General features: G+C 69.5%; 8 protein-coding genes. 1 reads left to right on the top strand and 7 read right to left on the bottom strand.

All coding sequences use genetic code 11. From position 1 onward, the window contains the following. Window positions 1-97: 97 nt before the first annotated feature. The 6 genes from AB0M93_RS10170 to AB0M93_RS10145 form a co-directional block, all read right to left on the bottom strand. Window positions 98-1,579 (bottom strand): hypothetical protein, encoded by a 1,482-nt coding sequence (locus AB0M93_RS10170; RefSeq protein ID WP_364270543.1) that lies wholly within the window; start codon window positions 1,577-1,579, stop codon window positions 98-100. A 317-nt stretch (window positions 1,580-1,896) separates the two neighbouring features. Beyond that, entirely contained in the window at window positions 1,897-2,484 is a 588-nt protein-coding gene (locus tag AB0M93_RS10165; RefSeq protein ID WP_364270540.1) for a hypothetical protein, read from the bottom strand. Between the two features lie 204 nt (window positions 2,485-2,688). Further along, entirely contained in the window at window positions 2,689-3,534 is an 846-nt protein-coding gene (locus AB0M93_RS10160) for a hypothetical protein (RefSeq protein ID WP_364270537.1), read from the bottom strand. Between the two features lie 152 nt (window positions 3,535-3,686). Further along, entirely contained in the window at window positions 3,687-4,025 is a 339-nt protein-coding gene (locus tag AB0M93_RS10155; protein WP_364270534.1) for a hypothetical protein, read from the bottom strand. A gap of 91 nt (window positions 4,026-4,116) precedes the next feature. Beyond that, window positions 4,117-10,746 carry an RHS repeat-associated core domain-containing protein gene (locus tag AB0M93_RS10150; protein ID WP_364270531.1) on the bottom strand — a complete coding sequence of 2,210 codons (6,630 nt, stop codon included), beginning with the start codon at window positions 10,744-10,746 and terminating at the stop codon, window positions 4,117-4,119. A 350-nt stretch (window positions 10,747-11,096) separates the two neighbouring features. Continuing rightward, entirely contained in the window at window positions 11,097-11,327 is a 231-nt protein-coding gene (locus AB0M93_RS10145) for a hypothetical protein (RefSeq protein ID WP_364270528.1), read from the bottom strand. Between AB0M93_RS10145 and AB0M93_RS10140 the strand changes: the two genes are divergently transcribed. Beyond that, window positions 11,326-12,519, top strand: coding sequence for a hypothetical protein (locus tag AB0M93_RS10140; protein WP_364270525.1), 1,194 nt, complete (start codon window positions 11,326-11,328; stop codon window positions 12,517-12,519). The two genes, AB0M93_RS10145 and AB0M93_RS10140, sit on opposite strands and share 2 nt — an antisense overlap. Here the strand turns inward: AB0M93_RS10140 and AB0M93_RS10135 are convergent. Then, complete coding sequence (locus tag AB0M93_RS10135) at window positions 12,503-13,123, bottom strand: TetR family transcriptional regulator (RefSeq protein WP_364270522.1); 621 nt, start codon at window positions 13,121-13,123, stop codon at window positions 12,503-12,505. The genes AB0M93_RS10140 and AB0M93_RS10135 overlap by 17 nt on opposite strands. Between the last annotated feature and the right edge of the window lie 8 nt (window positions 13,124-13,131).

Below are 13,131 nucleotides of genomic sequence, written 5' to 3'. Positions count from 1 at the left end.
TTCGCGTCGTCACGTCGACACCCAGTCTCGCAGGCGCCCGGCCAAGGCCCGTCGAGCCCCACGCCCGCCGCACGCGCCGAGCGGATGGTTCTGGTTGTCAGCGTTGCGCCGGGAACTCCCTCCGCGCGGGTGCGCCGCCGTCGGCGGGGTAGATCCACACACCTCTCGGGTCGGTGACGACCCGCCTGCGGCCACTTTCGTTGGCCCATGCGCGGAGGAAGGCGTCGCAATGCGCCGAGCCGGGCGGCGACCCGGTCTCGTCGCACACGCTGCGGTTCACGCCGAACGGGCCGTCCCATTGCATCAGCATCTTTTTTTCCGCGTGATGCGCTTGATTTCCGACGACGCGCAGCCGGTATTCTGCGCATTTGTCCTCGATACGGGCAATCAGTTCGGGGTCTCGTGAACCCGACGCCGCGGTACGGAAGCCGTTGGTTGCCTGAGCCATGACGCCGGCCGCGCGCCCACCCGCAGCCGCGCCGAGGGCACGGAACGCCTCGTACGACTGGGCGATCTCATTGTCCAGCTCACGGTCCGCCGAGGGCCGACGCCCCTCGGCTTCGTCGAGTTCACCCTGGTTGGGCGGAGCCACGCCGTCGGGAGAACCGCGGTCACCGCCCCCGCCGGAGACAGTGGTAGCGGACACCAGCGATCGCTCGATCGATTCGAGCGGGAACGCGTCGGCGGTGAATTCCAGGTGCAGCCCGTGTTCCCTCCCGCGCGTGAGGCGCACTCCGAATCCTGCCTCCGCGCCGAACCGGATCGTGTTCTGCGCACCCCCGAGGTGCCACTCCCGGCGGAAGAGCGGCGCACCAAAAGCAGCGCCGGACAACGACGCGTCGGCCCGGACACCGCCGGTTACTTCGATCGGAATGCGGACAGCGCCGGCGAGCGTCAGCGCGCCGCCGTCCGCGATGACGTCGAGTTCGACCACGGACGCCGAATGCGCCGAAAGCTGACCGGTGCCCGTGATCCGGCCCGCCACGCTGATCAGCTCGTCGGCACCGGGGATGCGAAGACTGCCCCGGAGACCACCGGACAGCACCAGCCGGAGGCGGGCCCGTGCCGCAACGTGCAGTTCGGCGTGGCCGTTCCGGCCGATCACCCTGATCTCGCGCACCATCACGGGCCCGAACTCGGCATCGGCATTGAGCGTGCCACCGAGATGCCCGGTGATCTCCGCGCCGATCGCCCACCCAGGGGCGAGTGACAGCGACGCGCCGGCGACGGTGAAGTTCAGCGCACGGCGACCCAAGGGGAACCGACGGGAAACTCGGTCGTGCAGGACACGATCGGGCATCATCAACCGCGTTGCGGGGATGACCGCGGACTGCGGTGCCGACGGCTCCGGCGGTGCTTCCGCGTCGCTGTCGACTCCCGACCGATCAGAGCCGACCGGCAGATTCCGCGCGGATTCGAGCAAAGCCGGAACATCGGCACGCGCGACCGCTGTCAACGAGCCCGCCGCCACCAGCCGGCTCGGCAAGGAAATGATCGCCGGATCATCCGTCGCGGCGCGCAACGCCGTGACGATCGCCGCGCGTTCCTCGGGCACCGCGGAATCCAGGGCTTCCAGCACTCGCCGACGTCCCTCTTCCGGCGTGGTCAGGCCGGTGCGCTGGACAACAGGCAGTCGTTGGACGGCTGCGTTGCCGACTGCCCGCTGCAGGCGGGCGAAGGCAGCTGCGGACATGGGGGCGTGCAAGCCGAAGGCCGACTCGTGACACGACGCGGTCCCGTGCGGTCGGCTTGCTCTGCCGGTCTCAGTGGTCACCTGCTCCCACACGGCACGATGGTCGCGAACCGTCCCGCGACGGCACAAGGTCCGGACGTGCAGTCGTTCGGGCGTAGTTCGCCGACTGATCAACCGCCACCAGGGATATTCGGACTTGCTGATCACCCCTCAATCCGGTGCAGAGCCCACATCAGCGCTTCGTCGGCACCGCTGTAGACGTCCTGATCACCACCAGGCTCGTAGAGGCGGCCGATGACGAAGTGATGCTCGGCCGCCACCTGTTGGGCGCTCGGCTCACCCGTCAGCCACTCGCGCTCGGAACCAGGGCCGGGGCCGACGCCGGTCAAGACCCAGAGAAGTGCCTCGCACTGAGCTCCTTCGTATGGATCTTTTCGGTCCGGCGTAAGTGCGGTGATCTGTTTGCTGATCTCCACCACACTCCTCAGCCTCGGTGCGGGGTCCAGAATTCCCATGGCGGATACGATGGTCAAAGGATCGTCTCCGGTGGACCTCATGATCCCCAATGCAATGCTGCCGGGCCGTGCGTACTTCGACCGGATTCCGGATAGCCAGATATCGGGCTGTGCTTCGTCCTGATTCGTGTTGCGCCACAGTTGCGCGAAGTAGCTGCCAGCCGGCTCGTCATAACCCCAGGCACTCTGATTTTGCCATCCCGGTAATTCCAAAGTGGCGCGGAACTCCGTTTCTCGGGGTCGGTCGAAGTTGCGCGAGGTTGACAGTTCAAACATACGTTGCATCATGCCACGAACGACCGCATACGCCCAGGGTCAATCGGCCGTTCAGTTAAAGCCGGTCGAGGTCTACCTCGTTTATCCTGCTCAACAGCATGATCGATAAAGGGCTCCAAGGTGTGGCAGACCTATGTTCGCCATCGCCTCTTGCCGGGCGCGCTTGTGCAGCGTCGAATGCCGGGGCGCGATCCGGCGGAAAGCTCACGCAGCGGACGTACTGGGCTCTGTCCGGTGGGCGGCTGCGTAGTGCGCGGTGCCGATCGCTCCGGCGACCGCCAGGACGAACCCCGCCGCGGCCGCGGCCGTGAAGCCTTCGCGGACGCGGTCGTTCAGCACCGCCACGCCGATGAGTGAGGACACCGCCGTGTTGGTGGTGAACATGATGGCGGTGACCGCGGTCGCCCGGCCGCGTTGCAGAGCCAGCGCGAACGACACCGCCGCGACGAGCCCGTTGGCGATCATCGCCCACAGCGCCGGTTCCGCGACGAGGTGCCAGACCGGTCCGGACGCGTCGAGTGTCCGCGCCGCGATCCCGACGGCGCTGAACCCCATTCCGGCGCAGAACCCGAGCACGATCGGTGCCCAGCGGCCGTCCCGGCGCTGGGCGGTGAACGCGATCGCCGCGATCACCACCGCCACCCCCACCAGCAGCAGCTTCCAGCTGGGCGGCAGCACGCGGGCGGGGCCCGGATCCGCGGACAGGCCGAGCAGGACCAGGCCGGTCGCCCCCACCCCGAGCGCGGCCCACCCGGCGCCGGCCAGCCGGACGCCGAGGGTCGCGGAGATCGTCGCGGTCACGCCGACGCTGAACGCGAGCACCGACTGGACCAGGAACAGCGGCAGGCGGTGCAGCGCGGCGGCGGCGAAGACGAATCCGAGCAGGTCGACCCCGACCCCGAGGAAGTAGAGCGGCTGCCGGCGCAGCGCGACCAGGTCCTGGGGCGAGCCGCCGAAGGCACCGGCCCGCCGGACCCCGGCCGACTCCAGGATGGAGCCGCTGCCCGAGGCGACGGCGGCCAGCACGGCGAGGACGTATCCGAGGATCACCGCCCGAGTGTGCCAGCCCGGCCACGACCGGTGTCCCGGGGCAGGGCCGCACCGACGGGCTGCCGTGCGGCACCGGGACCGAGCGCCACCGGCGGTTGCCCGCCTGGCGGTGCCCGTCCGGTTCCGGGCAGTGCTGGGCTGAGCCGCAACCGTCAGACGACGCCCAGGTACCAGCGGTCGGTCGACGGGCTCTTCCCGAAGATCGTCCAGGGCTGGATCGGGAAGCAGATCGCCACCAGGATCTGCCCCCGTTCCAGGGCGAAGCTCCGTTCGAAGTCGCTCGAGGAGGTGATCCGGGCGGCGTGGAACCCGAGCGAGTGGCGGCCCGGCGGCAGTTCCAGCCACTTCGGGCGGCGCGAGTGCGCGCTGACCCTCCCCGTGGTGTCCCGGTCCCGGGACACCCACACGGAGGTCTGCTTGAACGTCACACCCTGCGACGGCGTGCGGATCAGCGCGTGCACGACGACACCCGTCCGCCCCGCGCGGCGCATGCGCCGAACCTTCCGCTTGACCCGCCACGAAGCCCTGATATCGCCCAGCGGGTGCACCGAGTACTCGGCCCGTCCCATGACACCCCCTCCGTCAGTGACCGCCGGTGAGCTGATCGCACTGCGCGGGCGAGAGGTGGTTGGCCCGGTCGCCGAGCCCCGTGCCCACCCCGGAGAACACCACCGAACCGAGGTTGGACACAAAGGACATCGACTTGCTGAACCCCGCCATGAAGTAGTTCCCTGCCCTCGCCAACGGTCCCGACGCCTGCTTCGCGTCGAAAACGAAACTGTTCGCGACGTTGCCACCCGCCCAGCCGCCCGCGGTCAAGCCCAGACTGGCCACACCGAGCGCACAGCCACCCCATTGCTGGTGGTAGCACGACGATGCGGTCGTCGCGACACTCGCCACTGTACCGATGACGAAGGCGGCGGTGGCGACCCAGCCCAGCGGAGTGACCATCGAAACCGCGGCCAGCCCCGTCTCGACCCAGCCGATCGCCGTCGAATGCGCTTGGATGAAGTTGTCCGTCGCACTCACCGCCGACTTGATGGCGGACTGCACCGTCGAAAGACAGACGATGAAGCATTCCCCGCTCAGGTCGGTCAGGTTCAGCGGGTTTCCGCCGACGTAGGCGTACGCGGTGTTCGTCTGCGCCACTTGGGGGTCGACGGTCAGGAACAGTGCCGTGGCCGGGTCGTAGTAGCGCGCCCGCAGGTACACCAGCCCGGATTCCGCGTCGGTGTACTGACCGGTGAACTGCAGCGGGGTGTGGGCCGAGCCCGTCGAGCTCACCACGCCGTACGGCGTGTAGGTGTTGTGGCACACGACAGCGCCCGAACCGTCGAGCAGGGCGACGGTGGAACCGACCTGGTCGTGGACGAACCACAGGGTGGTGCTGCCGGTGATCTGCTCGATCGGCAGGCCGCGGGGTCCGTAGACGTAGGTGCTGACGCCGTCGGAGAGGAGGTCCGGGACGTCCCCGGTGCCCCAGACGAACGGTGTGGTCACCCCGGCCACCGTCTTGGCGGTCCTCAGCCCCAGGCCGTCGTACTTGTAGACGGCGGAGCCGCCGGGCCCGCTGAACGTGGTGAGGTCGCCGGCCTGGTCGTAGCCGTAGGTCGCGGACCCCGCCGTCTTGCGCTCACCGAGGTCGTCGAAGGAGAACGCCGTGGCTCCCGCCGGTTTCGCGGCGCAGGTCGGATTCGGCACGCTCCCGGTGGCCAGCGACCAGCAGACCTGCCCGGCCGGGTCGAAGGCCTGGGTCACCGCGCCGACAGTGACGGGGTTGTTAGCCGCGTCCATGCCGTAGGCCGCCGATCCCGCGGAGGCCAGCTGCTCCCTCGGCGTGTAGCCGAAGCTTTCCGCGCTCTGCCCGGTCGTCGTCCGGCTCGAGAGCTGCCCGATCGGATCACGGCCGAACGTCATGGACAGGACCGTGGTCGTGCCGGTGACGGCGTTGGCGGAGCTCAGCTGGTCGTTGTCGTCGTACCCGTTGGTGACGGTCGTGCCGTTGGGGTAGGCAGTGGTCTTCAGTGCCCCGTCGCTGTCGTAGGTGAACACGGTCTGGTTGGCGTTCGTGTCCTTGACCGTCTTGAGCCGCTCGGCGTCGTCGAACGTGCGTATGACGGGGGTCGCCTGGCCGGGGTAGGTGATCGTGGTCTGGTTGCCCGCGTCGTCGTAGCCGTACCCGACGGTCGCCCCGGAGCCCTGTTTCCGGGCGGTGACCTCGCCGAACGTGTTGTAGGTCCAGATCGAAGTCCCGGTGCCGTCGGTCATCGAGGTCCGGTGGCCGGCGGGGTCGTAGGTGAAGGTGGCGTTCGGCGTCACGCCGTCGGAGTAGGTCGTCGATTTCACCTGGCCCGCGGCGTCGTGGCCGAAGGTGGTGACCCGGTTGTCCTGATCGGTCGTCGTGAGGGCCCGCCCGGCGGGGTCGAGGTGGACCGCCGTCGTGCGGTTGTCCGGATCGGTTCGCGAGTTCTTGCGCGCCTGCCCGTCGTAGCCGTACTTGGTCTTGGCGCCGAGCGCGTCGACGGTGTCGGCGACCGTGCCGTCGGGGTTGTAGTCCGTGATCTGGTACGTCCCGTCGGCCTGGGTGACCTTCACGGGCCTGTCCGTGGGACCGAAGGTGGTGATCACGGTGTGGTTGTTCGCGTCGGTGACGGACGTCCGGTTGCCGTCGGCGTCGTAGGTCGCCGAGGAGGTGTGGTTCAGGGGATCGGTGGTGGAGGTCAGGTGGCCGCGCTGGTCGTGGTGGTAAGCGGTGCAGCCCTTCGCCGGTGGGGTGCAGCCGGGAACGACTCCCGCCGCCACGCCGTTCGCGTCGACGAACGAGGTCAGCCACCCCGTGCCGGTGTCGTAGCCGGACTCCGTCTTGTCGCCGACCGGGTCGGTGACCGATGTCCTGTCCCCGAAGGAGTCGTAAGCCGAGGTGCTGGTCTTCCCGTTCGGGTCGGTCGCGCGCGTCTGGTCGGCGGGGTGCGCGGGATCGTCGTAGAAGAACCCGGCCGTCCGCACGGGCGCCGGGCCGAAGTTGCCCGTGGTCGACTCGACGACGTTGTTCGCCCGGGTGACGGTGGTCGACGTCAGGTCCAGCGCGCCGACGGCGCTCGCCGGGACGTGCCCGGCCTGGTCGTACTGGTTGACCGTCGCGACACCGTCGGGGCCGACGGACTCCAGCACGTTGCCGGCGTCGTCGTAGGTGTAGTTCGTGGTGTACCCCAGGGCGTCGGACGCCGCGATCTTGTTCCCGTGGTCGTCGTAGGAGAACGTCTCGAGGTTGCCGTCCGGGTCCGTCTGCGTGCTCACCCCCAGCGAGACGGGGTCGTAGGTGTACGACGTGGTCCCGGCGTCGGCACTGCCGTACCCCTTGGTCTCCGAGACCAGGAGCCCGTTCTGGTAGGTGTCCAGCGTCTTGTGCCCGGCCGGGTCGGTGATCAGGGTCTGCCCGGCAGCCAGGCCGCCGTCGGGACCGTAGGTGAAGGTCGTGGTGTGGCCGTCGGCGTCGGTCTGCGTCCGCACCCGCTCCTCGCCGTCGTAGGTCATCGCCGTGACCGCCGTGGCCGGGCCGGCGAAGTTGGCCGGAGTGCGCATCGAGGTCATGACGTGGTTGGCGTCGTAACCGTTCTGGGCGTGGTCGTCGTCTTTCAGCGACGGTGTCCGGGTGGTTCCGGCGCCGTAGACGTCGGTGAGGTCGCCGTTGGCGTCGTAGCCGTAGGTGACCTGGCGGCCGGCGGTGTCGGACAGGCCGGCGATGTGGTTGCCGGTCCAGGTCAGCGTGTACTTCCGGCCGGCCGGATCGGTGATGGTCGCCAGGTGGCCGGAGCCGTCGTAGGCCAGCGTCGTCTGGTACGCGGGAGTCGCCTTGCTGCCCGCCGGATCCGTCTCCGCCGTCAGCCGCCCGCTTGCCGCGTCGAAGGTGAAGATCTCGCGCCCGCGGCGGGTGTAGACGTAGGTCGAGCCGGCCTTCGACAGGGTCGCGTCGTAACGCGGCGCGGACGGCGCGTACACACCGGCGGTGTCGACGAACGTGACGGAGGATCCGTCTTCCTGCTTGACGGTGACGTTCCCGGTCGCGCCGTCCGTGGTGGCCGTCAGGTTGTAGGAGAAGGTCCAGCCCCAGCCGAACGGACCATCGGAGGCCAAGGCCCCGTTGGGCCCGTGCGGGTCGGCGACGCTCTCCGCGTAGGTCCGGGTGAAGTTCAGCGCCATGCCGCGGCCGGGGGTGGTCAGGTCGGTGAAGTCCTGCCCGAAGTAACCGGTTGACGTGTCGACGGGGTCGCCGGCCGTACGACGCGCGCAGCCGCAGGCGATGAACGCCGGGTTCGACCCCTTCGGTGCGTCCCGGATCCCCGGCGGTCCGCCGATGGGCTGGCCGGGGGTGCCGCCCTGGGGGACGAACGCGACGGCGTCGAAGGCGACGTCGAAGTCGGAGTTGCCGTAGCCGCCGTTGTCGACCGAGCTGCCGTTGTTGGTGAGGGTGACGTTGCCGCCGTTCTGCATGGCGAACGTGCCGATGGTGACCCACTGCTCGGAGTTCCACGCCTGGTTGACGCGGATCTTCCACGGCGAGACGCCGCCGCCGGGGTTGATGTTGTAGACGACGTTGGTGGCCTGCGCGCCGAGGCCGGGCAGGTGCAGCTTGACCTTGTAGTACTGCAGCGACGGCAGGTTCGGGGTCCAGACACCGGTGTTGATCAGCGCCGGGTTCGAGCCGTCTTCGGTGTGGGTGAACAGGACCCGGCCGCCGAGGCCGGTGCCGAGCTGGTGGGTGTCGATCGCGCCGATCGGGTCACCGGCGGAGTTCGTGCCGTAGGTGTAGCTGAACGTGCCGTTGCTCGACCAGTTCGCGCCGCCGCAGCCCTGCAGGTTCAAGCGGTTCGGCTCGTCGTCGACGATGATCGACCCGCCCGGCACCTTCGACGTGTCCTGGCTGCACGTCGGCGGGTTCTGCGTCGGGTTCGCCGGTTCGGACCCGCCGGAGACGGCGTAGGGACTGGTCGCGCAGGTCGTGGCGCAGCTGGGGATCCAGGTCACCGGGTTGTGCCACCAGCACTGGAAGTCGTTGAGCATGCAGTGGCTCGCGCCCGGGTTGGAGGTGTTGGTGGCGTTCGGGTCGCACTGGTTGGCCGACAGCGAACACATCGCGGTGTAGGGCGCGGGCTGCACCCAGTGCTGACCACCGTTGTAGGTCGGCTTCGCGTAGGCCGGGCTGCTGTAGCGGATCAGCGGGCTCGCCGTCCAGCCCAGCACCCGTTCCTGGTACGGCCAGCTCGCCGGGTGCGCGGCGTCAGCGTAGGTGTCCTGCAGGTACGGGTCGCGGTTGGGCGGGTAGTCCAGGTTGGCCGGGTTGTTGGTCCAGCCCAGACCCCACGTGCCGTGCGGGCCGGTGCAGGACGGGCCAGGCGTGCAGCCGGTGGTGTTGCCGTTGGCCGCGTTCGGCTGGATACCCGAGTTGTACGCCCAGGCCGCGAAGTACCAGTTCTCCAGGTACCGCGGGTCGGCGTTGTTCGCGGTGATCCCCGCCGTGTACAGCTGGTTCCAGGTGTTTTCCAGGATCTGCAGGCCGGCGGCGATGTTCTCCTGGTAGTCGACCGCGACCTTCCACTGGCCGTGCTCGGACAGCGAGTGGTCGCCGATGTGCATGCCGTCGGTGACCTGGCTGATGCCGTAACCGCAGTCGGAAGCGGCGTAGTTGATCGAGACGATGTCGCCGCCCGCGCCGTAGTAGCTGGCGATCAGCGGGTCACCGGCGGTGCCGGCCGGGGCGTGCCAGGAGGCCTGCGACCAGTTCGACTCCTGCGCCATGATGCCCTCGAAGATCGACCGCGGCACCGAATTCGACCCACCCGACGGGTGCGACAGCGGAATCAGCGGGAAATCGCTGTTCGGCGCGTAGGCGACCAAACCCATGTTGCCGAACCCGGCCGGGCGCGTGTAAGCGCTGCCGGTCAGCAGGCCCTGCTCGGCCATCTGCACCGCCCAGTTCACCTGAGCCGGGTTCGGCTGCATCACCTGCCGGTTGGCGTTGAGCGGCGGCACCGCGCACTTCGGGGTCTGCGCCTGGGTGGTGTTCGGGGACGCCTTCGCCGCCGCCGCGTCACCCTGCGGGCTCAACCGGTTCTGGTGCGGCGCCTGGACCGCGCTTCCGGGCGCTGCCGAGTACGTGGGTACTGCCGTGGCGACCCGGGCGGAGCTCGGCGGGACGGCGGGGGAGAAGACCTTCCCCGTTTTCGTCGCCAGCACGGCCGGGGTGGACTTCTGCCCGTCGGCGTCCGGGCCGAGCAGCGCGTCGCCGTCGAGCGACGCCGTCGAAGCGCCGCGGGCGAGATTGGTGTCCGCGACCGCCGTGACGTTTGCCGTGGCCAGCACGCCCGCGGCGGCCGGCGTGGCGCCGGTGAGGATGGCGTGCCCCGCGCGGCCCTGGGACAGCTGCACGCGACTGAGGTCACCGGTGCCGAGGGTCGTGACGACGCCGCCGTGCTCGTGGGCCGCGGTCGCGATCTTCGCGCCGGGCGCGGTGTGCAGGAAGCTGACGCCGCCGTCGGCCGAGGGGCGGACGTCGTAGACAGCGCCGGGCAGGGAGGCGATCACGGCCGGGTTTCCCATGGCAGGCGCGGAAACCACGCGGTTCCCCGCGGCGCCGACGATGCCGGTCCGGGTGGGCACGGCCGAGGTGATCTGCCCGGGCGCGGTGACCGAGCCGGTGATCTTCCCCGTGGCGAGGTTCGCGGTCAGCAGCCGCGTCTTCTGGTCGGCCGCGACGGTGAACACGGCGTCATCGTCGATGCCACAGCCGGGCGAGTAGTACTTCAAGCCGACTCCGCCGGCGAGTGCGCGCACCGCGCCCGAAGCAAGGTCGACGGAGTACGCGAAGGCACCGTGATCGCGTGCGGCTTGGGTGTTCACCGCCGAGGCGGGCAGGATCGCGAGCGCGGCGAACCGGCCGTTCCCGGACAGGCACTGGTAACCGGTCCAGGAGGAGTCATCGAACCCGGCCGGGTGGATCAGTGCGACTTCCGTCCAGGCGAACCCGCTGTTCTCCCGGCCGACCTCGAGGTGATACCCCTGCGCATCACCCCAGCCATCGACCGCGATGTCCGCGGATTTCACCGCATCCGGCCCGAAATCGGCAGGTTTCGCCGCGGGAGCGGGACCGGGCCGCACCGCAGCCACGGGCTTCGCCTGCGCGGGCGAGACCACACCCGCCACCAAGGCGACCACGCTCAAGAGGAGAACGAGAACCCGGGCAAAGAGGGACAAAGCCCCGGTGACGGATCTTTTGCGCGCGCCGACGAACAAACCGGGCATAGCGAACCTTCCCCCAAGGTGGCCTGCAACAGGCACTCAAGGCAGCTTGCCCGGGATCCCGGAGCCGCAGACGAAATCTAACGCGCCCCATGATCGCGCCCATCAGCCGTTGGGGTGAAGTTTTCCTCCAGGGATTCAAAACCCGTGATTCACGTACATTAACGCTTCTTTACCTACGTGCGGCGATCCCGGCCCGGTCGAGCAGGGTCGGGAAGCGGCGGCAGCGGGCATGAACGTCGCGGTGGTCTGGACCGGATCCGCTGTCACGCCGGCCGGCAGGCGGCGCCGAGGTCGCGCAGCATGCGCACGAGTTCGAGCGGTTCGATGGCATGCACGTCACGACCGCAAGCCGCTCCCGATCCCTCGGGAAGCTTTCCGCCTCGGCGGATTACGGTTTTCCGGAACAGGAAACCCCTGCCGGCCTGATGGTCGACGACGCAGCGGGACGGAAAGCTCGATCCCGTGCCCGTCACCGCAGCCGAAGGAGTCACCATGCGCAGTTTCGTCGCCGCTTCGCTGGCCGGGATCATGCTCGCCGTCTCGGCTCCGGCGGCGTCCGCGGCCAAGGGGCTGACGCTCACGCTTCCCGCGCCGACTGGCCGTTACGCCGTCGGCGAATCGAGTTTCCGCCTCGTCGACCGCACTCGGCCCGATCCGTGGGTGCCGGCGCAGCCCTACCGGGAGCTGATGATCAGTGTCTTCCACCCGGCTGTCCACAGTGGAACCGCCCCGGTCACCCACCAGTTCCCGGCGGCGGTGGCCGCGGTGGCCGGGGGCAACCTCGGCTTGCCGGCCGGCCTGGTCGACTGGGCGTCGACCAAGACCCACTCCGTGCGCGACGCCGCGATGGCGCCCGGGCGGTTCCCCGTCGTGCTGTACTCGCCCGGCGCCGGGGACCCGCGGGACTGGAACGTTTCGCTGGTCGAGGAGCTCGCCTCGCGCGGTTTCGTGGTCGTCACCGTCGACCACCCCGGGGAAGGGCCGGCGGTCCAGTTCCCGGACGGTCATGTGACCGGCAACGGCCCGATGCTCGCGGCGTGGGATGAGGCGTACCGCACCGGCACGACGCCGGCGTTCTTCAGGAAGCTGATGGAGGCGCGCACGGCCGACATCAGCCTGGTGCTCGACCGGTTGGCGAGCCTGCCGGGCAGGCTGAGCGCGGGCATGGACCTCCGCCGGATCGGAATGTTCGGGCAGTCCGGCGGCGGCTTCACGGCCGCGAACATGATGTACACCGATCGTCGGATCAAGGCCGGCATCGACATGGACGGCACGCTGGAGTACTCGGTCGAGCCGGACGGCACGAACCTGAGCGAGGTCGCCCAGCACGGTCTGGACCGCCCGTTCCTGCTGCTGGGCAGCGGTTCGGCAGCGAGCGGGAACGACATCCACCGCGAGCCGTCGTGGGCGGCGTTCTGGCGGCACCAGCACGGCTGGAAGGCCGACGTCACCCTGGACGACTCCGCGCACGCCTCCTTCACCGACGCCGAGGCCTTGCTCCCTCAGCTGGCGGGCCGGGTACCGGCCGAGGTGCTGGCGGCGGCGGTCGGAACGGTCGACGGACGCCGTGCCGTGGCCGCGACCCGAGCACTGGTGGCGTCGTTCTTCACCCGGTTCCTGAAGGGCCACGACGACCACCTGCTCGACGGTGGCGCGTCGGGCTATCCGATCACCTTCGTGCGGTGACCGCCGGCTCTGCCGGGTAGTCGAGGCCGGTGGACAGCAGGTCGAACGCCTGCCCGATCAGCTCGGATTCCGGGCCTTGCCGGCCCGCCGCGCGCCAGGCGACGACGGTTGTCTGAACCGCGCACAGCGCCACCGCGGCCACCAGGTGCGGCCGGGGATCCTCGGCCGGGTCGACGCCCATCCGGGTGCCGATCAGGCTCGCCACCTCGTCGAGGCGGGCGGTCGCCCGCTCGATGCGCGCCGCCAGCAGCGCAGGGTTGGCCGAGATGACGTCCTGCAGGCTGTGGAAGCGAGTGTCGGTCTCGAACGCCCGCATGACATCGACCGCGGCGGTCCGCATCGCGGTGAGCACCGGCAGATCGGCCGGCTGCGCGGCGAACGCGGTCAGCACCGCGGTGATCTGTTCGTCCGCGAGGGCCAGCGCGACGTCCTCTTTCGAGGTGAAGTACCGGAAGAACGTCCGCGAGGAGACTTCGACCGATCCGGCGATCTGGTCGATGGTCGTGGCCTCGAAGCCGTGGGCGCAGAACAGCTCCTGGGCGGCGTTGATCAGCGCCTCCCGCGTCCGCTGCTTCTTCCGTTCCCGCAGGCCGAGCTCCTCCATGCCGAGCA

It is taken from the genome of Amycolatopsis sp. NPDC051102 (genome assembly GCF_040682815.1).
In the GTDB taxonomy this organism is placed as follows: domain Bacteria; phylum Actinomycetota; class Actinomycetes; order Mycobacteriales; family Pseudonocardiaceae; genus Amycolatopsis.
This window is presented reverse-complemented; position numbering and strand designations above follow the sequence as displayed.